Annotated in this window: 25 protein-coding genes; 10 read left to right on the top strand and 15 right to left on the bottom strand. The window is 59.4% G+C overall.

The window, feature by feature from the left end; all coding sequences use genetic code 11:
• Positions 1-92 precede the first annotated feature (92 nt).
• The 3 genes from Q0844_RS11235 to Q0844_RS11225 are packed head-to-tail and all read right to left on the bottom strand — an operon-like array spanning position 93 to position 3,701.
• Complete coding sequence (locus Q0844_RS11235; RefSeq protein ID WP_299044783.1) at positions 93-1,139, bottom strand: substrate-binding domain-containing protein; 1,047 nt, start codon at positions 1,137-1,139, stop codon at positions 93-95.
• Between the two features lie 26 nt (positions 1,140-1,165).
• Positions 1,166-2,188 carry an ABC transporter permease gene (locus Q0844_RS11230; protein ID WP_299044781.1) on the bottom strand — a complete coding sequence of 341 codons (1,023 nt, stop codon included), beginning with the start codon at positions 2,186-2,188 and terminating at the stop codon, positions 1,166-1,168.
• Positions 2,175-3,701: a sugar ABC transporter ATP-binding protein gene (locus Q0844_RS11225; protein WP_299044779.1), complete on the bottom strand. Its 1,527-nt coding sequence runs from the start codon at positions 3,699-3,701 to the stop codon at positions 2,175-2,177. Before Q0844_RS11225 ends, Q0844_RS11230 begins: the two co-directional genes overlap by 14 nt.
• A 115-nt stretch (positions 3,702-3,816) precedes the next feature.
• On the opposite strand from Q0844_RS11225, the gene Q0844_RS11220 reads away from it, so the two are divergent.
• Entirely contained in the window at positions 3,817-4,860 is a 1,044-nt protein-coding gene (locus tag Q0844_RS11220; protein WP_299044777.1) for a LacI family DNA-binding transcriptional regulator, read from the top strand.
• Between the two features lie 253 nt (positions 4,861-5,113).
• Here the strand turns inward: Q0844_RS11220 and Q0844_RS11215 are convergent, their stop codons facing one another.
• The 5 genes from Q0844_RS11215 to Q0844_RS11195 are packed head-to-tail and all read right to left on the bottom strand — an operon-like array spanning position 5,114 to position 8,590.
• Positions 5,114-6,118 carry a LacI family DNA-binding transcriptional regulator gene (locus Q0844_RS11215; protein WP_299044776.1) on the bottom strand — a complete coding sequence of 335 codons (1,005 nt, stop codon included), beginning with the start codon at positions 6,116-6,118 and terminating at the stop codon, positions 5,114-5,116.
• A gap of 3 nt (positions 6,119-6,121) precedes the next feature.
• On the bottom strand, positions 6,122-6,454 hold the full coding sequence (locus tag Q0844_RS11210; RefSeq protein ID WP_299044774.1) for an antibiotic biosynthesis monooxygenase: 333 nt from the start codon (positions 6,452-6,454) through the stop codon (positions 6,122-6,124).
• Complete coding sequence (locus Q0844_RS11205; RefSeq protein WP_299044772.1) at positions 6,451-7,338, bottom strand: NAD(P)-dependent oxidoreductase; 888 nt, start codon at positions 7,336-7,338, stop codon at positions 6,451-6,453. Before Q0844_RS11205 ends, Q0844_RS11210 begins: the two co-directional genes overlap by 4 nt.
• Positions 7,335-7,835 carry a gluconokinase gene (locus tag Q0844_RS11200; RefSeq protein ID WP_299044770.1) on the bottom strand — a complete coding sequence of 167 codons (501 nt, stop codon included), beginning with the start codon at positions 7,833-7,835 and terminating at the stop codon, positions 7,335-7,337. The genes Q0844_RS11205 and Q0844_RS11200 overlap by 4 nt, the downstream gene beginning before the upstream one ends.
• A complete protein-coding gene (locus Q0844_RS11195; protein WP_299044768.1) occupies positions 7,835-8,590 on the bottom strand; it encodes an SDR family oxidoreductase in 756 nt (251 codons plus the stop codon). The genes Q0844_RS11200 and Q0844_RS11195 overlap by 1 nt, the downstream gene beginning before the upstream one ends.
• A 125-nt stretch (positions 8,591-8,715) precedes the next feature.
• On the opposite strand from Q0844_RS11195, the gene Q0844_RS11190 reads away from it, so the two are divergent.
• From Q0844_RS11190 to Q0844_RS11165, 6 genes are all read left to right on the top strand, one after another.
• Positions 8,716-9,744: an L-idonate 5-dehydrogenase gene (locus Q0844_RS11190; RefSeq protein WP_299044766.1), complete on the top strand. Its 1,029-nt coding sequence runs from the start codon at positions 8,716-8,718 to the stop codon at positions 9,742-9,744.
• 143 nt (positions 9,745-9,887) lie between these two features.
• A complete protein-coding gene (locus Q0844_RS11185) occupies positions 9,888-10,907 on the top strand; it encodes an extracellular solute-binding protein (protein ID WP_299044764.1) in 1,020 nt (339 codons plus the stop codon).
• Between the two features lie 306 nt (positions 10,908-11,213).
• Positions 11,214-11,387 carry a hemin uptake protein HemP gene (locus Q0844_RS11180; RefSeq protein WP_299044762.1) on the top strand — a complete coding sequence of 58 codons (174 nt, stop codon included), beginning with the start codon at positions 11,214-11,216 and terminating at the stop codon, positions 11,385-11,387.
• Positions 11,384-11,863 (top strand): hypothetical protein, encoded by a 480-nt coding sequence (locus Q0844_RS11175; protein ID WP_299044760.1) that lies wholly within the window; start codon positions 11,384-11,386, stop codon positions 11,861-11,863. The genes Q0844_RS11180 and Q0844_RS11175 overlap by 4 nt, the downstream gene beginning before the upstream one ends.
• Positions 11,864-11,895: 32 nt before the next feature.
• The gene (locus tag Q0844_RS11170) at positions 11,896-12,702 is read left to right on the top strand and encodes an imelysin family protein (protein WP_366522995.1); all 807 of its coding nucleotides are present in this window, start codon (positions 11,896-11,898) and stop codon (positions 12,700-12,702) included.
• 164 nt (positions 12,703-12,866) lie between these two features.
• The gene (locus tag Q0844_RS11165; protein WP_299044759.1) at positions 12,867-13,124 is read left to right on the top strand and encodes a DUF1289 domain-containing protein; all 258 of its coding nucleotides are present in this window, start codon (positions 12,867-12,869) and stop codon (positions 13,122-13,124) included.
• A 19-nt stretch (positions 13,125-13,143) separates the two neighbouring features.
• Here the strand turns inward: Q0844_RS11165 and Q0844_RS11160 are convergent, their stop codons facing one another.
• Together Q0844_RS11160 and Q0844_RS11155 are read right to left on the bottom strand one after the other, a co-directional pair.
• Entirely contained in the window at positions 13,144-13,614 is a 471-nt protein-coding gene (locus tag Q0844_RS11160; protein ID WP_299044757.1) for a DNA starvation/stationary phase protection protein, read from the bottom strand.
• 104 nt (positions 13,615-13,718) lie between these two features.
• Complete coding sequence (locus tag Q0844_RS11155; RefSeq protein ID WP_299044755.1) at positions 13,719-14,150, bottom strand: hypothetical protein; 432 nt, start codon at positions 14,148-14,150, stop codon at positions 13,719-13,721.
• 134 nt (positions 14,151-14,284) lie between these two features.
• Between Q0844_RS11155 and Q0844_RS20910 the strand changes: the two genes are divergently transcribed.
• Together Q0844_RS20910 and Q0844_RS11150 are read left to right on the top strand one after the other, a co-directional pair.
• Entirely contained in the window at positions 14,285-14,473 is a 189-nt protein-coding gene (locus Q0844_RS20910) for a hypothetical protein (RefSeq protein WP_366522994.1), read from the top strand.
• Positions 14,470-15,168 (top strand): di-heme oxidoredictase family protein, encoded by a 699-nt coding sequence (locus Q0844_RS11150; RefSeq protein WP_366522993.1) that lies wholly within the window; start codon positions 14,470-14,472, stop codon positions 15,166-15,168. The genes Q0844_RS20910 and Q0844_RS11150 overlap by 4 nt, the downstream gene beginning before the upstream one ends.
• Before the next feature lie 311 nt (positions 15,169-15,479).
• On the opposite strand, the gene Q0844_RS11145 is transcribed toward Q0844_RS11150, so the two are convergent.
• From Q0844_RS11145 to Q0844_RS11130, 4 genes are read right to left on the bottom strand one after another with little or no spacing between them, the layout of a single operon-like run.
• Positions 15,480-16,829, bottom strand: a complete 1,350-nt coding sequence (locus Q0844_RS11145; RefSeq protein WP_299044753.1) for a sigma-54 dependent transcriptional regulator — start codon at positions 16,827-16,829, stop codon at positions 15,480-15,482.
• Positions 16,830-16,833: 4 nt separating this feature from the next.
• Positions 16,834-16,959: a hypothetical protein gene (locus tag Q0844_RS11140; RefSeq protein ID WP_299044751.1), complete on the bottom strand. Its 126-nt coding sequence runs from the start codon at positions 16,957-16,959 to the stop codon at positions 16,834-16,836.
• Positions 16,956-18,260: a c-type cytochrome gene (locus Q0844_RS11135; protein WP_299044750.1), complete on the bottom strand. Its 1,305-nt coding sequence runs from the start codon at positions 18,258-18,260 to the stop codon at positions 16,956-16,958. The genes Q0844_RS11140 and Q0844_RS11135 overlap by 4 nt, the downstream gene beginning before the upstream one ends.
• The gene (locus Q0844_RS11130) at positions 18,241-19,434 is read right to left on the bottom strand and encodes a formate dehydrogenase subunit gamma (RefSeq protein WP_299044748.1); all 1,194 of its coding nucleotides are present in this window, start codon (positions 19,432-19,434) and stop codon (positions 18,241-18,243) included. The genes Q0844_RS11135 and Q0844_RS11130 overlap by 20 nt, the downstream gene beginning before the upstream one ends.
• A gap of 149 nt (positions 19,435-19,583) precedes the next feature.
• Here Q0844_RS11130 and Q0844_RS11125 point away from each other — a divergent pair, with 149 nt between their 5' ends.
• Complete coding sequence (locus Q0844_RS11125) at positions 19,584-20,207, top strand: hypothetical protein (protein WP_299044747.1); 624 nt, start codon at positions 19,584-19,586, stop codon at positions 20,205-20,207.
• A 108-nt stretch (positions 20,208-20,315) separates the two neighbouring features.
• On the opposite strand, the gene fdh3B is transcribed toward Q0844_RS11125, so the two are convergent.
• Complete coding sequence (gene fdh3B / locus Q0844_RS11120) at positions 20,316-20,924, bottom strand: formate dehydrogenase FDH3 subunit beta (protein ID WP_039689579.1); 609 nt, start codon at positions 20,922-20,924, stop codon at positions 20,316-20,318.
• Between the last annotated feature and the right edge of the window lie 13 nt (positions 20,925-20,937).

The raw sequence follows: 20,937 nt of genomic DNA, 5'->3' as shown, positions 1-20,937 counted from the left end.
CGTAGGCCGGATGGGATGGGCTGCGCACGCGCCCAAGATGTTCTGAATTCAGGTGCGGGGCCAGACCTTGCCGCCCGACCCCGCGGGGAGAATTACTTGCCCCAGATCTCCGCGTAGGCTTCGCGATAGGGAATGTCGGGATCAAATGCGTTGCTGTCGCCCAGCTTGGCCAGCCCCTCGGGTGTGACCAGCGCAGGCGAAGTCACATAGCCCGAGCATGCCTCGCCTTGAATGGCGCGGTTCAACTCGTCCACGAGTTGCCAGCCTTGCAGGTTCAGCGGCTCGGCTACCGTAATGGCCTGATAGCCGCCCGACCGGATGCGTTGGAACGCAGCCTCGGACCCGTCACCCGCAGACCCCGCCAAGGGCCCTGCATCGGGCGACAGACCGGCGGCGGCCAACGATGGTCCCATGAAGTCGAAGTAAAGGTCATTGATCGCCAGCGCGTGCGTCCAGCTTTCACCGTACTTTTGCAGCAGCGACGTCGTTAGCGGGCCCATGCGGGTGGACGTGTCCGCAATCGGTGTGTCCACATATTCCAGAACCTTGCCGCCTGCGGCCTCAACCGTCTCTTTCAGACGATCCGCCTTGTCGATGGCGATCTGGTATGTGCTGTCGGTAAAGATCACGACGCCGATCTCTTCGCCTTGCGCCTGTGCATCGTCGATGGCCCATTCGGCGGCGACTTCGGACACGGTCATCGCGTCCGTCGACACGTTGGCAAAGATGCCACCGGGTGCGTCACAGCCGATCACGGGACCAGAGTGCCAGGCAACCATCGGGACATTGGCGGCGACCACGCCTTCCAGAGCGGCTTGCTGTTCGACGGCGTCAAATCCGTTGATGATGATGCCATCGGCCTTCAGAGCAAGCGCCTGGCCAATCGCCGCAGTCCGCCCCTGGATTGAGCCCGCACCGTCCAGGACACGCACGTCCCAGCCGATCTTTTCGGCAGCTTCTTCTACACCCGTGGTCACACCCAGAATACCGCCGTTTTTCAGATCACCTGCCACCACCACGATGGATTTGCCCTCGGCTGCTGCGGGGCCGGTTGTCGGGCCATCCCACTCGGCCAGGGCCGGAACGGCGGTCATCATTGTCGTGGCCGTCAATCCAGCCAGGAATGTACGTTTTTGCATGGTTTCCTCCCTTTGCAATTGGTGCGTCAGCGCTTGTCTGCACCTTTTTTGCGCTGCGCGTAGCCTGCGATGCCGATGGCAACCAGCAGGGTGACTCCGTTGAACAGCGGCTCGACCCAGAAGGAGCCGCCAAATTGTTGAATGCCTGAAATGCCAACAGCCAGAATGACGACACCGACAACGGTGCCCCATACGTTGACCCGTCCGGGCTTGATGGTGGTTGAGCCAAGGAATGCGCCCACAAGGGCCGGCAGCAGGAACTCAAGTCCCACAGAGGCCTGACCGATCCTCAGCTTCGCAGCCAGCAGCACACCTGCGAGGGCTGTCATCGTGCCCGAGGCGACAAAGGCGCCGATCACGTATTTCCGGGTGGGAATACCGTTGAGCTGCGCGGCGCGCTGGTTGGCGCCGATGGCATAAAGGTACCGGCCGACCGGCGTGTATTCGAGCACGACCCACATCACGACCGTGATCACGATTAGATAGTAGGCGGTGATGGGCAGGCCAAAGACGAAGGTGGTGTTCAGGGCATAGAAGCCATCCGGCAACAGCCCCACCATCTGCCGACCGCCTGTGTGCCACAGCGCCAGCGCGTACAGCACCGTGCCCGTGCCCAACGTGGCGATGAAACTGTCGATTTTGGCAACCTCAACCAGCAAACCATTCAGGAAACCGGTGATTGCGCCCAGCAGCAGCACGATCGCCACCGCGATGGGCCAGGGCAGGCCGAGCATGGTCTGGAGGCTGATGGCGAGAATGTGCCACAATACGATGCCGTATCCCACGGTCAGGTCGATCCGCCCGGCTGCCATCGGGATCATCGCCCCCAATGACAGCAACGCAATGATCGCCTTGTCCGAGATGATGGACCGCAGGTTCAGCAGTGTAGGGAACGTGTTGGGCAACAGGACCGAAAACAGACCGATCAGAAACACGGTCAGGATCACCAGACCATAGACCGGCAGGAACCGCATCAAACGCTTGCCCATCGGCAGCCCTTTGAGTTCGGCCTTTGTAGGCTCGAGTGCGCTGGATTCAAGCGACTGCATGCGCACCGCCCCCTTCTGTCTTGATGTTCCCGGCCGACGCCGATTGGATCAGGTTTTCCGTGGTCAGACGCGTGCCGCTCAATTCGTCCACGATCGCGCCCTGACTGAACACGATGGCCCGGTGACAGATTGTTGCGATTTCCTCGAAATCGGTGGACATGATCAGGATCGCGACGCCATCGCCCAAGGCGCGGTTCAGCAGCGCGTAGATTTCTGATTTCGCCCCCACGTCCACGCCCGCAGTAGGGTCTTCGCAAATCAGGAGTTTGCGTTTGGTCGCAAGCCAGCGGCCAATGACGACCTTCTGTTGGTTTCCGCCAGACAAGGCTTCGATGGCGAGGCTTGGATCGTTTGGGGACAGGCCCAATTCTGCACCTATGATCGCGGCCTGATCGGCCTCGACCCGGGGTGACAGCATGCTCAGCAGTTTCCGGCCAATCCCGTCGGGGTTGAGAAACGTGTTCTCCCGGATCGACAGGCTCATCGCCACGGATTCTTCTGTGCGGTCCTTGGCAACAAGGCCCACACCGGAATGAAGTGCCTTTTGCGGTGACGACAAGTCGGGGATCTGCCCGTCCAATGTCACTTGGCCCGCAAAGGGCACCAGACCGAACAGCGCGCGCGAGATCGCCTCGTGGCCGGCACCACGCAGACCCACCAGGCCAAGCACCTCGTTCTTCTGCAGATCGAAACCCAGACGTTGCATGCCCGGCACTTCAAAGTTGCGCAAAGACAAAACGGCCTCGCCGATGGCGTCGGTGGCTTTGACGGTCTCGCGCGTTTTGCGCCCGACAATCTTTTGTACCAATTCTTCAGGAGTTGTGTGGTCAATGCTGCGAACACCGACCATGGCCCCGTCGCGTAGCACGGCCACGCGGTCGGCGATCTGGAAAATCTCATCAAGGCGGTGGCTGACATAGATCATGCCAACGCCTTTTTCACGCAGAGGGCGGATGGCCACAAACAGCCGTTCAACCTCGTCAGCGGGCAACGATGCCGTGGGTTCGTCCAGCACCAGGAACTCACTGTCGACGGCCAGGGCGCGGGCAATGGCCACAAGCGACTTTTCCGTTCGGGTCAAATCCTCGACCCGGGTTGTGGGATCAAATTCCGCGTCGACCTTGCGCAATGCCTCGACAGCGAAATGTTCAACATCCTTCCAGCGGATCAGACCGTTCCTGCGCGAGAAACCCAAGGCAAGGCCGATGTTTTCGGCCACCGTCATCCATTCGATCAGGCCCAGGTCCTGGTGGATGAACGCCACCTTTTGACGTTCACCGAATCCGGCGGGTTTATGTTGGTAGGGTTCGCCGTCAATCAGCACCCGGCCTGCGTCTGCAGTGTGGATGCCGCCCAAGACTTTGATCAGGGTCGATTTGCCGGCACCGTTTTCGCCCAGCAGGGCAACAATCTCGCCTCGGCCAACGGTCAGCGACACATCTTTCAGCGCATAAGTCCCGCCGAAATGCTTGTCGATGCTGTCGAAAAACAGACCTGTCTGAAGGTCAGGCATAACGTCTCCTCCGGGGCTACGGAACCCAACCTCCCCGTTGAGTTACCCGTAACGTTACGCTAGCATCGGGGCAGATCGCGCAAGGTGTCAAGGCTTAAGTTACCCGTAACGTAAAATGGCTGTGAACGTGGATAAATCAAATAAAAACAATAAAGTAAGCCTGTCTCAAGTAGCTCGTGCAGCCGGTGTCTCAAAGATGACGGCCAGCCGTGTTTTGCGGGGTGAGGGGGGGTACTCGGAAAACACACGGGTCAAGGTGATGGCGCAGGTGGATGCGCTGGGCTATCTACCGAATCGCCTGGCAACGGTTTTTGCGGGTGACCAGAGCTCGACCTTCATTGGTGTTTCCATTCCGGACCTTGGCAACGAGGTGTTCGCGCAGGTGCTGGAGGGCATCGATCGCAAGCTTGGGATCTTCGGATATCAGTCCGTTCTGGGCCTCACGCAGCACACGCTGGAAGAGGAAGAGAACTGGATCAGGACCGTGCTGTCATGGCAGCCTGCGGGCCTCATCCTGACCGGGCGCTACCATTCGCCCCGCGCGGCGGACATGCTGCGCAATGCGGGGATTCCGGTTGTCGAGATTTGGGATCTGAACTCCTCTCCGCTTGATATGAGTGTGGGCATCAACCACTTCGACAGCGGATTTGACATGGGCCGTTACCTGACCTCGCTGGGGTATAAAAACATCGGCTATGTGGGCACGTCCCATGACACGGCCAACGCCGCGACCGAGCGGTTGCATGGCTTTTGCAAAGCTGTTGAGGGGGCGGGCGGGGCCGTGGTGAAGCAGCTGTGCCTGCACGACACCGCGACGTACTACCCCGGCTTTTACGGCACCGAGCAACTGTTGGGTGCGGCGCGGGATATCGAGTGTATTTTCTATCAGAACGACGCGATGGCCTTTGGTGGCTTGCAATATTGCGACGCCAAGGGCCTGACCGTGCCGGGCGATATCGGCATCGCAGGTTGGGGCGACTTGCCTATTGCGTCCGTGATGAACCGGCGTCTCACGTCCTGCCATGTCCCGCATCTGCGGTTGGGCCAAAAGGCGGCCGAGATGATGATGGGCCGGCTGACGGATGAACCCGTGCCGACCTGCATGGATATCGGGTTTCGCTTGATCCCGGGGTCCACTGTGCGGAACAGTGGGGTGTGAGGACCCGCTCAATACCTATGTTTCAAGTGGAACGTCGCTTTTGCGGTTCATAATCAATCACTTGCGCTTTTTCTTTTCGACTGCGGTTGGGTTCCTAGTCTTCAGCGCAATTGCGGGGGCAATCCTTGCCGTTGTCGCCGTAAGTTTCTTCGGAATGAGCTGCTGTTGGGCGGTGTGTCCGGCCAGACCTATGACAGCCGTGGAAATCCAATTGGTGAGCGTTTCATGATTTCCGAGCAAGGTGAATAGCGCCTTAACTCGTCTCCCCGACCACCAACTCTGACCCCACATCGACCCGCACTGGTGCGTCGACCTCTCCGTCGAAAATCCCTTGCAAGAGGCTCACAACCTGCCGCCCGATGTCTTCGGCTTGCACGTTCACCGTGGTGATCCGGGGATTTGACACTTTGGCCACCTCGAAGTGACCAAAGCCGGTGATGGCCAGATCATCCGGCACCGACAGGCCGATGCGTTGTACGGCACTGAGGCAGCCAAAGGCCACCGGGTCGGACACGCAGACAAGCGCGTCGTATTGCGCCACGTCCCGTCCCATCGCCTCGATCACCGCAGCGCCGTGGCGCATGGACACGGGCGCGGGGCCTGCGTCGATCATCGCAACCTCGGGTAACCCATATGCACGCGCCGCCGCCACGACACCTGCGCGCCGCGCCGCACCGCGCATATCTGCACCTTTGGACGCGCCGACAAAGGCCAGTTTCCGGTGTCCTGTTGCGGCCAGATGCTCGACAATATGTGCCATGGCGCCGCTGTTTGAGAAGCCGACCACATGGCCCAGCGGGTCCACGGGCAAATCCCACATTTCGATCACCGGAAGGCCCCGGCCCAGCACCAATTTGCGGGTCTCATCCGTGTGATGGCCGCCGGTCAAAACCAACGCCTCCGGGTTGCGGGTCAGAAGCTGGCGCACCAACTCTTCCTCCCGCTCCACCCGGTAGTTTGTGCTGCCCAAAAGCAGCTGCAACCCCGCCGCACCCAATCCGTTCGTCAGCGCACGGAATGTTTCGGCGAAGTTGGCATTGTTGACGGAGGGTAATGTGACGGCAACAAACCCGCTTTTTTGCGTGCGAAAGGCCTGGGCCGTGCTGTCGTAGACATACCCGAGGTCGTCTGCAACCTGCCGCACCTTCGCGCGCGTCTTTGCATTGACGGTGCGGTCATCACGGAGCGCGCGGCTGACCGTCATCGGCGACATGCCCACGGCCTGTGCCACGTCTCGCATGGTGACGCGCACGCTCATGTCTCAGGCCTGATACGCGTTCAACTGGGTGACGTGATGGTGGATGTGGCCATCGAAATGCTCTGCCACAATCTCTGCCGTCACATCGCGCGACTGCGCCCGGTATGGGCTGCCCAAGGCACCTTCCATCGCCGCCGCGTCCGGATAGGTGATGGCCAGGATCAACGGGAATTCGGGGGCACCTTGGTCCCGATCTTCGCCAAACATCACGCGGACATCTGTGTTGCCTGGGAACTGCGTCCAAAGCGGTACCAGCCTTTCAAGCACTGCGGCCCGGAAGGCCTCGGTCTGGCCGGGCCTTACCGATCCCTCGAACATGGCAAATCGTGTGATCATTCGACTATCTCCTCTTTGGCGCCCCTGAAAAATTCCATCAACGCCGCCTGGTCCTCTCCGCCCAGACCGGCGGCGGTCAGCATGCGGTGGATTTCAGTGCACAGCGCGGTCATGGGCATCGAAGTTCCGGTATGTCGGGCCAGATCGTTTACCATGTTCAGATCCTTGACCATGTTGTCGATGCGGCCCGTGCGGCGGTAATCCTTGGTGGCGTACCGGGGCAGGTATTCCTGCAACAACGCCGAATCTGCCCGTCCGCCCTTCAACGCCTGCGGAATCTTTTCGGCATCCACACCGGCGTCGAGCGCAAGCTGAGTGGCTTCGGCCACCGCCAGAAAGCCGAGCCCGCAGAGCACCTGGTTGATCAGTTTGGTGGTCTGGCCCGCGCCCGATGGCCCCATGTGTGTGTAGTTCGAGGCTACATGTTTCAGCGCAACATGGGCGCGTTCCACGTCCTTAACTTCTCCGCCTGCCATCAGGGTCAGTTCCCCGATCAAGGCTTTGGGGGCGCCGCCGGACAGCGGACTGTCGACCCAGGCGAGGCCCCTCTCAGCTGCCATCTTGGCAAACTTGCGGGTGGCTTCGGGTTCGATCGACGACATGTCGATGATCACGGTGCCGGGTTTGGCGCCATCCGCGATCCCGTCCTTTCCAAATGCAGCAAGTCCAACGATGCGAGAGGCGTTGAGGCTGGTGATTACAAAATCCGCATCGCGTGCTGCATCTGCTGCCGATGCTGCGGCCACTGCACCCTTTGCCACCAATGCGTCAACCCGTGCATCATCAAGGTCAAAGACCCGCAGGCTGTTGCCGGTGTCAAGCAATCGGGTGCCGATTGCACCACCCATGGCCCCGGCTCCGATCAGGGCAATCTTCTCACTCATATCATCGTCTCCCGCACATAGGCTTCGGATTGGGCCACCACTTCAGCGAAGGGGCGTGCGATATCGATCTCTCCACCCCATTCGTCCTGGTGCAGTCGCTCAAGCGTGGCGAACTGACTGTCCAAAAGAGACGCAGGCATAAAGTGGCCGGGACGGTGCGCAACACGCTTGGCCAGCACGTCGCGCGGGGCATCAAGATGCAGGAAATGCACCGGCTCATCAACGTGTTCGCGGATCCAGTCCCGGTAGGTTTTCTTCAGAGCAGAACATCCAATGGCGATACCGCCGTCATGCTGGGCCAACGCCTTTCCCACATCTGCCAACCAAGGCGCGCGGTCATCGTCGTTCAAAGGCACACCGCGCGCCATCTTGTCGATGTTTTGTTGCGGGTGCAGGTCGTCACCATCGACAAAGTCGAGGTCACACAGAACCTGCAATGCCGTTCCAACGGATGATTTGCCGCAGCCTGACACCCCCATAAGGACATAGCACCGCATCACAAAGACGCCGTTATGCCGCCGTCTACAAACAGCGTGTGCCCGTTTACAAAGCTTGAGGCAGGTGACGACAGGAATACTGCCGCCCCCACAAGTTCTTCAACCTGGCCCCAGCGGCCGGCGGGTGTCCTTTTTTCCAGCCAGGCAGAAAAGTCCGGGTCCGCCACAAGTGCGGCATTCAGCGGTGTGTCGAAATAGCCGGGCGCGATGGCGTTGCATTGCAGCCCGTGCTTGGCCCAGTCAGTCGCCATCCCCTTGGTCAGGTTCGCCACAGCCCCCTTGGTCGCCGTGTAAGGCGCGATGCCCGGACGGGCGAGGGCGGTCTGCACACTGGCAATATTGATGATCTTGCCGGCACCCCGCGCGATCATGTGGCGCGCCACGGCCTGGCCAACGTGAAACACACTGGCAATATTGGTCTGCAACAAGCGTTCAAACGCGTCCGCGGGAAAGTTTTCGAGTTCGGTGCGATGCTGCATTCCGGCATTGTTGATCAGGATATCAATCGGGCCTGTGTTTGCTTCGAATCCGTCAATGGCGGCGCGCACGCCATCGTGATCGGTGGCGTCGAAAGCCAATTGTTGCGTCGCGCCGCCCAAAGCCGCGGCGGCTTTGTCCAGTTTGCCCGTGTCACGGCCATTCAGCACGATGTCCGCGCCAGCTGCGGCCAGGCCCTTGGCAAGCGCGAACCCGATACCTTGAGATGATCCGGTGATCAGAGCCCGACGGCCCGACAGGGAAAATAGATTGGACATTCGGTACTCCGGATTGACACGCAGGATTGACGTTCGGTTGTTGGTACCGATAACATGATACCGATAACATTGTGTGTCAACGCAAGAATTGCCATGCTTGGATCACGTATCATGAAAGGCTGTCCATGAAAGTCATCGTTGCCCACGGGGCCAAGGACTTGCGCGTTGAAACACGCGACATTCCCACCCCTGGCCCCGGCCAGGTTCTTGTCAAAATGGCGGCCGGCGGCATCTGCGGCTCAGACCTTCATTACTATAACCACGGTGGTTTCGGGGCGATCCGCCTGCGCGAGCCGATGATACTCGGGCACGAGGTAGCAGGTCAGATCGAAGCCTTGGGTGCAGACGTCACCGGTGTTGAGCGTGGGACAATGGTCGCTGTGTCACCGTCACGTCCTTGTGGCGTGTGCACCTATTGTGCGGCGGGTATGCAGAACCATTGCCTGAACATGCGGTTCTATGGTTCTGCCATGCCATTTCCGCATATTCAGGGCGCATTCCGTGAATACATAGTCGCGGAAGCGGCGCAATGTGCGGATGCGGGGCAGCTGACGGCTGGTGAGGCAGCCATGGCCGAACCATTGGCCGTGGTCCTGCACGCGGCAAAACACGCCGGCGACCTGATGGGCAAACGGGTCCTGGTGACCGGGTGTGGCCCGATCGGATTGCTGGCCGTTCTGGTGGCCCGGGCTGCTGGTGCCGTCGATATCGCGGCGACGGACATTTCCGATTTCACCCTTGGCAAGGCGCGCGACATCGGGGCCGATCACATCGTGAATGTCGCCTCGGACCCTCAGGGGCTGACGGCTTTCGAAGCGGACAAAGGGTATTTTGATGTGCTCTTTGAGTGCTCGGGTGTTGCTTCGGCGTTGGCGTCCGCAGTGCCCGCGATGCGGCCGCGGGCCACTGTCGTTCAACTGGGTCTGGGCGGTGACATGACCCTGCCGATGCAGTCCATGACTGCAAAGGAGCTTCAGTTGAAGGGATCGTTCCGCTTTCATGCCGAATTTTTCACGGCTGTCGATATGATGCGGACAGGGCGTCTGGATGTGACGCCGCTGATCACGCACGCGCTGCCGGTTGATGATGCCCAAAAGGCATTCGAACTGGCAAGCGACAGGTCGCAGGCGGTCAAGGTCAACATCACTTTCTGAGCGCTCTCATACAAACACTATAAAAAAGGTCGGGAAATTTTGCCCATTCCTGACTATTTCACTCGGAAAGGGTTGCTTTGTTCCGCGACTCCTGTAATTGACTGTTTCAGTAAGAATTGACTTTGGGAAACAGGAGCCGTTCCATGTCTGCAAAACCGTCCTTCGTGGCCCTGGCCGCGATTGCCATCACTGCAACCAGCGCCGCTGCCGAAGGCGAGTTGAATCTGTATTCCTCGCGGCACTACGACACCGATGAACGCCTTTATTCGGATTTCACTGATGCCACTGGCATCACGGTCAACCGGATTGAGGGCAAGGCGGATGAGCTGATCACGCGGATGCAAGCCGAAGGCGCAAATTCGCCGGCGGATGTTCTGTTGACGGTCGATACGTCGCGGCTTGAACGTGCGAAAGAAGCGGGCGTCTTGCAGTCTATCGAGAGCGCCACCTTGGAGGCGCGTATTCCGGCCAACTTGCAGGATGTCGACAACCAGTGGTTCGGTTTCAGCCAACGCGCGCGCATCATTTTTTACGACAAGACAGACGTCGCAAACCCGCCGACCACCTATGTAGATCTTGCCGACCCGGCTTACGAGGGTCAGGTGTGCCATCGGTCATCGTCCAATGTGTATTCGCAGACATTGCTGTCTGCCGTCATCCAGAACCACGGTGAAGCAGCGGCGCGGGACTGGGCGCAGGGCGTCGTCAACAACTTTGCCCGTGCACCGCAAGGCGGTGACACAGATCAGTTGCGTGGACTGGTTTCGGGTGAATGCGACATCTCAATTTCGAACACTTACTACTTTGCACGTGCCATCCGTAAAGAGGTGGACGGCTTGCCCGCCGATGCCCGCGCCAATATCGGCTGGGTCTTCCCAGCGCAAAATGCCGAAGGCGCACATATGAACCTGTCGGGCGGTGGCGTTGCGGCCAATGCGCCGAATCGTGAAAACGCAATCTTGTTCATGGAATATCTGGCGAGCGATCAGGCGCAGCAATATTTCTCTGCTGGCAATGACGAATACCCAGCGGTGCCTGGCGTTGGCCTCAGCCCATCGGTTGCTGAGCTTGGATTGTTTCGCCCCGACGCTGTTGACCTGAGCGAAGTGGCCAAGAATGTACCCACTGCACAGAAGATCTTTAATGAGGTCGGCTGGGAATAAGCAAACCTTTGCTGAAATCTTGAAAGGCGCGGTGTTTACCGCGCTTTTTTTGTTTTCCTATAATAATGCTCAGGATTGACTTTTCCGACAAAAACAATCAGGATATTTACATGAGTCTCAGCCACCCAGCCTTGGGCAGCCCGGACACCGGTGACCCGACTGGAGGTGAAACATGGTGAGACGAAAAAACGGACGCAGCGCGCTGCCCAGAACACGCAGACAGGAATTATTATCTGGCGCATGGGACACCCGGTTCGTGTCCGAATTTGGACTGGAGCCCGTTCTTGACTACCTGGAGCGTGCGGCATGAATGCGATGACACAAGTTCCCAACACGACGGCCGCCCCCGACCCACAACAACTGGACACCTATGATGCGCGCGATTTGATCAAGGATGGCGTTCAGGCATCAATCGTTCTGGACGGACAGGTTTACTACCTGCGCATCACGCGCGCGGGCAAGCTGATCCTCACCAAATGAGTGCACGACATCATGCCCGTGGTGGCGTTGTGATCGCGGTTCTCGATCAGATGGACGCGTGGGAAATCAACCTAGTGTTGAACCTGCGACTGTGGTGCGAAGGTCCAACCGGGCGACGCGCGGCCTGGACCGACTATGCAAACGCCGTTCCATACGGTGATGCCGAACGCGCTTGGCACGACTTTGAGCGGTTGGTCGAGCGGGTGATCACCACCGCGTCTCGTCCTCTGGTCCGTCATCAGGTGACGTGCAATTGTGTGGGGTCTGACGAATACATTTTCCTGCACCTGGTGCGCACCGCCTCTGATGGGTACCTCAATGATGCAGCGTTGATCGCAACCTTGCTATCGGGTCCTGCACATGCCGAACACATTGCGCTGATGGCCGGCGAAGTCGGCAGCGCATTGCGGCATGCACACTGCAAATCCAATTCGATTTCGCCAGTTGCAACGGCAGAACTGGTGCGCCTGCATTGATCTGTCGGCCAAAACCAGAAGGGAAGCCACCCATGAAACTGACGATCACGACGGCGCTTGGTGCCGCGCTATTGACCGGTTTGCCTGCGCTTGCGGACAAGACAGCCATTCTGGACAATTACGCCGACATCGCGCTGGCCAAGTACACAGACAGCTTGACCACAGCGCAGAAACTTATAGATGCGGTGACTGCCCATACCGAGGCCCCTTCTGCCGAATATCTCGCGGCAGCAACGGCCCTAATGGTGTCCGATCAGGAATGGATGGTGTCACAAACGCAAGACGGTGGGGACACGCGCACGCAACTGACCGCCGACGAAACTGCAGGCCTCAGCGCGATCCTCACGGACATGGGCTCGCTCAGTTGTGGTGAACAGGCGGGCGAACGGATGCGATTGGGCGTGTTGCTGAACGATCCGGAGGAAGAGCACGATTGCTTCTCGGACAATACACACAACAGCCATTTCTATGACGCCCTTGGCATCCGCAATGTGTATCTGGGCAGCTACACATGCATCGACGGAACAATTGTAAGCGGCGAGAACCTGTCGTGGCTGGTGGCGCGCGCTGATGCAGATGTTGAAGCCGAACTGCGTGCCAAACTGGATGCCACAATGCGTGAAATGTCCGAAATGAAGACGACCGCCGAAGCCGGTTTCGCCTACGATATGATGCTGGAACGCGGGAATGCCGCAGGCAAAGCGTTGATCATGGGAGCCGTTGATGCGTTTGTGGCTCAAACCCGATCCATCGAAAGGGCCGTCGCGGTGTTGGGGGTTGAGGGCATCACTTTCGAAGGGTCGGACAGCCTCGATGATCCGAACGCCGTGTTCCAGTAGCCCTTTCCCACGCGCGGGTGCGGTGTTGTACCCCAACACGCATGTCGTGCCGTTGTTGCCCCGCGTGGCAGCCGCCGCGCGCACCGGTTTTCCGCGTTTCCGGTGCGCGCATTGCAAAACCGCGATAAACCACCCAGCTTCAGTGTGCACCAGCGAGGTAATCCATGTCCAAGACCCCCAGCCCTTGCATCGATGTCTGCAAATTCAAACGCCAAGGTCATTGCATCGGCTGTTCGATGACCAAAGCGCAGAAGTCGCTTTTCAAGCAGCTCAAGAAAAACAAACACCGCGAGGCATTTGTCAAAATGCTGGTGGGCCAGCAATCACAGATGGGCAAGTACAAGCACTGGGCGCCCAAATATTTGCGCAAATGCCTGAAGAAGAAGGTCAAGCCGGTCGACGCGGTGCGCGACGCGGCATGACTTCCTGACCCTTTGGGGATCAGCCCAGGTGTGCCCGCAGAAACCACGCGAACTTTTCATGTTCCTGTCCGCGCGCGATACACAAATCCTCGGTCAAGGTATCGCCATGCTCCGCAGCCAATGCACCGGTGCCAGCCAGAGTAGCAGCCAGTGTTTCCTGCGCTGCGAGCATGGCCGAGATCATCTCTCGATCGGTTGCATGCCCGTCATGTTCCTTGACCTTTGATCGGCCTACCATGCCAGCAAGTGTTCCTTCGGCATGCGCATCAAGGGCCCTGATGCGTTCGGCCAGATCGTCCTGGGCGGTAAAGTGATCTTCGTAGATCGTCTGGAACAACTCGTGTAGGGGGCCAAAGGCCATGCCCTTGACGTTCCAGTGAAAGTTCTGCGCCAGCATTGTGGCCACAGCGGTCTCGGCGACCGATTGATTGAGCGCTTCTACGATCACGCTGCGCGCGTCGGTCGACAGCGCTTCGGCTGTTTGGGTCATGTCATAGCTCCGTCTGATGTTGCGGCTGGCTGGTGGGTTTTGCTGGCTGGCCCCATAGAAGGTAGACAGCCTTCCCGGATAAGCAAGAAGTTTTTAGAATTATTCTAAACTAGTGCGAATGACTCTGAAATACGCCCAATCAGGAATTTGATCAGCCGCTGATGTTCAGGCACGATACGGGATTGCAAAAGGAACGCCATGCTTGCGTCATCGTCCCGCACATTGGCTTGGCCCAACTGCACCAACCACTTTTCATCAAAGGTCATTTCGTCCGTGCCGGGCGCGTGCAGGCGCGGGTGCTTACGCAAAGCCTGGTTCAGACAGCGCATTAGCGCCTCGGCATGAGCAGAGACGCTGGCGGACCGGGTGGCATGCAACAGCGCACAGGCCTCGAACAGGTCCGCGCGGGGCTTGGCGCGGCAGGCCATGGACGTGACACGTAGACAGTCGAGAAAGGCCAGACCCTGGGGTGAGACGCGTGGCAACGGCCGTGCGCGGCGCTGGTCTGCCGCCATTTCCATTCGTAAGGGCGCCATGTCGCAGGGTCTCCGGCGGGAGCAGGGCGGGAATCGCCTCGCCAACTTAAATTCCTGAGTATATTTATAAGTTATGGCGGGTATCGCAACCTTTCCGCCGCTTTTCGTGATCGCGATTGTGCCTTGCCTCGCACGTGCCGAAGTTCAGCTTGCCGACATCCATGCTGGTGCGCGTGTCGATACCTGGCGGGCCGACACCGCCAGAGATCGAAGATTTCATCGCAACAGGTCCTGATCCCAACTACAGTGGGCAAATACAGGGTCTCTCGGTCGCAGGTATACATGCCGAAGCCAAGCTGAAGGTCACGTACAAGAACAGGTGATCGACCTGTTGGGGGGCAAGACCGCATCGCTGCGTACACAGGACTATGCCGTGACGCATCTTGGCTATGGACCGTTGCATCCGGACGCCATGCTCAGCGCCCGTGTCGCGCCGCAAATGATCGGTCTTGGGCTGTTGGACGCCATCCCGGTCGCGGACGTCTTGGCGCTTGCCGAACCCGATGATGCGGGTGGCGATGGTATATCCGGGCGCCCCCAAATTGTTATGTCAGCCGAGTATGGGGTTCCGATGCTGGGGCGCTTTGGTCTGCAGGCTGGCAAGCCATCGGTGTGGGAACAGTCGGCAGGCGCGTTTGCAGGGGATAACGGCATTCTTACATCGTTGCACCCGGCAGGGTGTGGCGATTGCACGCTGGCTCAGGTCGCATGCCGTGCGGCCTCAAACGGAAATACGGCAGATCATGATGGTGTTGAGCTTGCGGATCTGGGACTTCAACTCGTGTCGTTCTATTCCTCAATCTTGGGCGTGCCCGCACGGCGTGACATTGACGATCCCGACGTATTGCTGGGCAAGCAGGTGTTCTACGAAACCGGCTGCATTTCCTGCCATACGCCAAAACACGTGACCCATTGCCTGGTTGGGCAGCCGGAGAAAAGCTTTCAACTGATCTGGCCCTATTTGGACATGCCGCCGCCCGATCGCGCGGCCCTAATCCGCATTCTGGAAAGTCTTTGACATGCGCCTTGCCGTGATCCTGTATGTTGTCGCGCTGCCAGTATCTGCGGATGTGGAGCTTACAATCACCGACCATATCCTGCCCGGCCGGGCAATTGCGCGTTCCAATTTGACGCGGTTGGACAGATTGCGGGAACGCACAAGGCAACGGGTGTGTGTGCTCTGTGCGCGACACCAGTTGGACCATGCCTGATCACGGACGGGCTGGGCTGTGTGCATACGCTGGTGGAACTGGGGCTTGCCCAACTCAAGGCGCATACAGTTTCCTTTAACAGTCATCTTGTGGTTTTTACCTGACGGGAGCAAAGATTCTACCCGGACCAGGCGACCATTTTCCGGTCAATGGTCTTGCGTGATACGCCCAGACGCCGCGCCGCTTCCGCCCGGTTGCCTCCGCACAGATCAAGCATCCGCAGGATATGGCGCTGCACCACCAAATCCAGGTTCTCGATGGCCTGGGTGCCTGTCACACTGCCATGACCCGAGAATTCCTCGGGGAATGCGCCGAGGATTACGGACCGTTCGATCAGGTTGCGCAATTCTCGTACATTGCCGGGCCAGCCATAGCGGCGTAGTTTCAGCAGTGTTTCCTCATTCAGATCCAGCGATGGCATGGCAAGCGACGCAGAAAACTGTGCCATGAAATGCGCAGCCAGCTCGACTATGTCGTCCATCCGGTCCTTGAGCGGCGGCATCTCGATCTTGACGACATGGATACGGTGATAGAGATCCGCGCGGAACCGGCCGGCCGCCACGGATGCCTCGATGTCGTCATTGGTGGCAAAGAGAAATCGGACGTTCAATGGGATCTCGCGTTCTGCGCCCACAGGGCGCACTTTCTTGTCTTCAAGAACGCGCAGAAGGGCCGCCTGCACCGTCTCGGGCATTTGTGCGATTTCGTCCAGCAGCAGGGTGCCGCCATCGGCAAGCAGCAAAAGACCAGGTTTCAACCGATCCTCGGCCTCGACCACGCCAAACAACTCTTCGGTAAAGCGGTCGGGTTGTATCGTCGCGCAGTTCACGGGCACAAACGGTGCCTCACCGCGGTCCGACAGATCATGCAGATGGCGCGCAGCCATCTCCTTGCCGGTGCCGCTTGCCCCGGTGAACAGCACAGGCGTGGGCAGCGGCGCCAGTCGCGCCAGCATCGCGCGCACGTCTTCCATCGGCTCGGACCCGCCCAGCAATTTGCCATGCCCATTGCCCGACGACAATTCACGCCGCAACAGAGTGTTGTCGCGTTGCAGATACTTTCGGTCCAGCGTGCGGGCCACTGCACCCAGGATCTGATTGGCGCGGAACGGTTTGAGGACAAAGTCGCTTACACCGGCCCGCAGCGCCGCAATCGCGGTTTCCAGATCGGCATATGCCGTGATCAGGATCGCATCCGCAAAAAACCCTTTGCGCTTCTGTTCCGTCAGCCAATCCAGACCCGTGCCGCCCGGCATCAAGTTGTCAATGATCACCAGATCGTATTGTGCATCATCCAGGGCCTTGGTCGCCTGCACGGGGGATCCAACCGCCTCGACCCGCTTGACCCGCGGTTCCAAAGTCTTGGTCAAAAAGTGCCGCATGCCGGGTTCATCATCGATAACTAGGATCGACGCGCCCGACAACGAGGTGCCGTACATATCAAGCGTATGGCTGGGTGGCGCATTCATTGTGTCAGTCCAAACGCACCGCGTCGCCCGAGTTCACGGCACCAGACGAAAACCCAAGCTCTTGCAGCACAAAATACGACCCGACAGAGATCACAACCATCGCGGCAAAACCCATCATCATCGCTTTCATTTTCTGTTCTCCTTGGTTGCCGTGCGCAGGAATGCGATCAGGTCGGCGCGATCCTGTGGTGCGGCGATCACCTGCATCGGCATCTTTGACCCCGGGATATAGTGATCCGGGCCTACGTCAAAGAGCGCGTCAATCGTGGCGTCGTTCCAGATGATGGCAGAGCCATCAAGCGTTGGCGAGTAGCGATAATCCGGCACGACACCCGCCTTGCGCCCAAACACGCCATACAGCGTTGGCCCCGCCTTGCGTGATGGCCCGTTCTCAAGGCTGTGGCAGATGGAGCATTTGCGCATGAACTGCCGTTCACCGTTGCTCATTGTGTCAGCATCTCGCAGGAAGCTGCGCGTGTCCCCGCCTGCCGGATCGTAAGTGTCCAGCAGCGCCACGGGCCAGGCATAGATCACATCATCGATCCCACCGGCATGTATCACGGTGCCATCGGTGGAAAACGCGAGCGCCCAGACGGGCCCCTGCCGCATCGCCCGGAAGTCGCGCGTGATGCGCCAGCTGTTGGTGTCCACCATCATGATATGCCCTTCACCATCGCCAATGGCGAGTTGCCCGGTGGGCGCGTGGTGGTCCATTGACAGGATGGGACGGCGGTCGAGGGTAAAGTCGGCAATCTGATCGCCCGTCTCTACGTTGATCACCCGCGTAGTGCCGTCGACAGCGCCATACGCAAGCCATGTATCGGTCACGATGATCCGGTTGATCCCAAAGCCCTGATTGGCAATGACCCGGGACTCACCCTCCGCCCAGATGCGTACTGTGCCATCGGAGGACGCGGAATACAGCATGCCAGTCGGCGAAAACACAACATCCGTCACATTGGACCGGTGGCCGTGCAAATCCTGCGCGCTGAACTCTAAAAGGGCTGCATCATTTGCGCGCAGCAGATCAGAGCTGCTGAGCAGCCGGACGGCGCCATCCCAGCTGCCAATGGCAATTCGGTTTGGCCGCGATGCAGCGGCAATGGCACTGATCTTGCCCCTCATTTTGGTAACTTCAATCGGATCAGGCAGGTCTGGACGCCAGAACAGGACGCGAAAGTCGTCGCTTCCTGAAAGGATCGCGGGCGCGACTTCGTAGTTCAGTGCCGTCACGGCTGCATCATGCCCTTCCAGCCACTTCGGCCCCGGCCATATCCCGACCGAGTTGTCAAAACTGGCAGAGGCCAGCGCACCCTCGGGCGACACATCAAGCGCCATGATTGGTCCGCCGTGTCCCTTGTAGGTGGTGAACTCCTGCGCACTCAGGGGCAGGGCCAAACACAGTAAAAGGCTACTCAGCTGGCGTCGCATCTTTTGGTGCCGCCTTGCCCTTTGCCTCCAGTTCTTCCAGCCACAGCGAATGGTGTTGCCGGGCCCAGGCCTCGTCCACCTCGCCCGTGCCCATCGCGTCATAGGCACCCTCCATGCCGACCGATCCGATGTAGATGTGGGCGATGATGATCGCCATCAACACAAAGGCGACGATGGCGTGCCAGGCTTGCGCGTACTGCATCTCTTCATGCGGGGCCAATGCCGTCGGCAGCGGCCCGTAGAGGGGCAGGCTTTCGATTCCCACACTGCGCATCAGGTCAAAGGTCTTCATGAACATCGGCAATTCAAAGGGGAATAGCAGTGATATGCCGGACAACGAGATTGAGCCGCCCAGCAGAATCACAGACCAGAAGATGATTTTCTGACCCCCGTTGAATTTCTTGGCCGGGGGGTGCTTGGACCCGACGATGCCGCCGGCTTGAGCAAACCACGTGATGTCCGTGCGGTTCGGAATATTGTGCCAGATCCACAGAAAGAACACGGCAACCAGCGCCACGATGAACGCCCACGCCACATTGTTGTGAACGTACTTCGATGCCAGCAACAGCGTCGCGTTGAAATCCTTGGAGATATAGGGCGCGATGAACATCCGCCCGAACAGGGTCAACAGGCCCGTCAGGCCAAGCAGAATAAACGAACCGGCAAGCAGCCAGTGTGACGCGCGTTCAAAGGTCTTGAACCGTGTCACGGTACGGCCTGTTTTTTCATAATCCAGCTTCACGCGGCCGCGCAGGACAAAGAACACCAGCAAAAGCGCAATTGTCCCAAGCAGCAGATAACCGCCGTATTTCGCAAGCGACCCCTGCCGGAACTCAAGCCACGCCATTCCACCGTCTTGCATAAGAACGGACGCAACCTCGCCCCCCGATGACACGGTGATGTCCGCCGACCCATAGCGCAGCGCGCGCCACAAATCCGGGTCAGACGCGCCACCCAGCGTGCCCAACTGGCCCGACAGCTCCTGCGCCGCTCCTGCGGCGTCGCCTGTCCTCGGCGCAACCTCTTCCCCGCGCTGGCGGGCCAGGATGTCTTCAAGCGTTTGCGCACCACCCGTGGCGGACCGGTCGGTTTCCACCACCTCTTGCGCCTGTGCTGGCGCGAACTGCGCCAGAGCAGCAACAAGGACAAAACAGAACGCGATTATCAGCCTCATGAGTGACCTTTCCCATGTGAAGAAGAAGCAAAGCAAAGCGGTAGTGAATACCCGCATAGGCCCAATTGCGGCGCGGTGGTACAGTAAGGCGCGCAACTTTCATTTTCCGCGCACTTTTCTTTGACCAGCCAATTTTTAGGAGATCCACAATGCGAAGACGTTTTTGTTTTGCGATTTGTATCGCTGCGATGCTGCCGGTCCCGGCGGTCGCGAATAACCACCTTTCGGTCGGCACAGAGGGTCAGCCGCCCTCTGGCGCGCCGGGCTTTGTCGTGCTGCGACAGCCGCAAGCCGACCATGCTGTCACGGTCTTTGTCCGTCCCATTGCGGGGCAGGGCGGCGATCCAGCCAACCACGAATGGGAGCGCACGCAACCTGCAGGCAACGCCTATACCGCGCAACGGTCGATCCGCTGGAGCGCGACGGCGTCCTGTGCGGAGGGAATCAACTGGATCCGCATCAGCGGACCGGGTGGCACCCAGACCCAGACGTTCAACGGGTCGCGCAACGCGATTTCCGGGTCTGTCGTCTACGACAGCTTTGATCCCGATGCCCTGGACCAGGTGTGCCTGAACTGGGGTGAGCGCATGAATACGCCTTGCGCCAACGGCAACCAGAACCGGTGCCCGTCGAGTGAAGAATTCGATGAAACCCGCCGCGCAATCGTGCGGGGCAGCGCGCCAATTACGGTCAGCGGCCAATGCACAAACGGCGCCATGGCCACTCGTACCTACCGACCCCGTCTTGCGCTGACCTGTCGGCGTGAAAATTAAAGGCCGCACTGCGGCGCGGCGTGGCTGCTGGGGGCAACGACCCGCTTGCCACGTCAGTATGGGAAAGGCCCCGGTGGGGCCTTTCTCTTTGTCTAGGGTCAGCGGCATTCAGCCGTCCTGACGCCCATAGGCTGAACCCCAGCCCCACGCGCCCGAGCCGAAGCCACGGGCCACCACACGCTCGCGGTAGATGGCTGACACGACGTCGCCATCACCCGCCAGCAGGGCCTTCGTGGAACACATCTCGGCGCAGATGGGCAGCTTGCCCTCGGCGATCCGGTTGCGCCCGTACTTGGCGAATTCGGCGGTCGAGTGGGTTTCTTCGGGGCCACCGGCGCAGAAGGTACACTTGTCCATCTTGCCGCGGGACCCAAAGTTGCCGGCCTGCGGGAATTGCGGCGCGCCGAAGGGGCACGCGTAAAAGCAATATCCACACCCGATGCAGAGGTCCTTGGAGTGGAGTACCACTCCTTCCTCGTTCTGATAAAAGCAGTCTACCGGGCAGACCGCCATACAAGGTGCATCCGAACAGTGCATGCAGGCCACGGAAATCGACCGTTCGCCGGGATCACCATCATTGATGGTGACCACGCGGCGGCGGTTGATGCCCCAAGGCACCTCATGCTCGTTCTTACAAGCCGTCACGCAAGCGTTGCATTCAATGCAGCGCTCGGCGTCACACAGGAACTTGGCTCTCGCCTGTCCTCCTAATGCCATGTCGTAATCCTCC

Origin of the sequence: uncultured Tateyamaria sp., assembly GCF_947503465.1 — a bacterium.
In the GTDB taxonomy this organism is placed as follows: Bacteria; Pseudomonadota; Alphaproteobacteria; order Rhodobacterales; family Rhodobacteraceae; genus Tateyamaria.
Note: the sequence above shows the minus strand (reverse complement) of the source record. Positions and strands in the feature narration are given on the sequence as shown.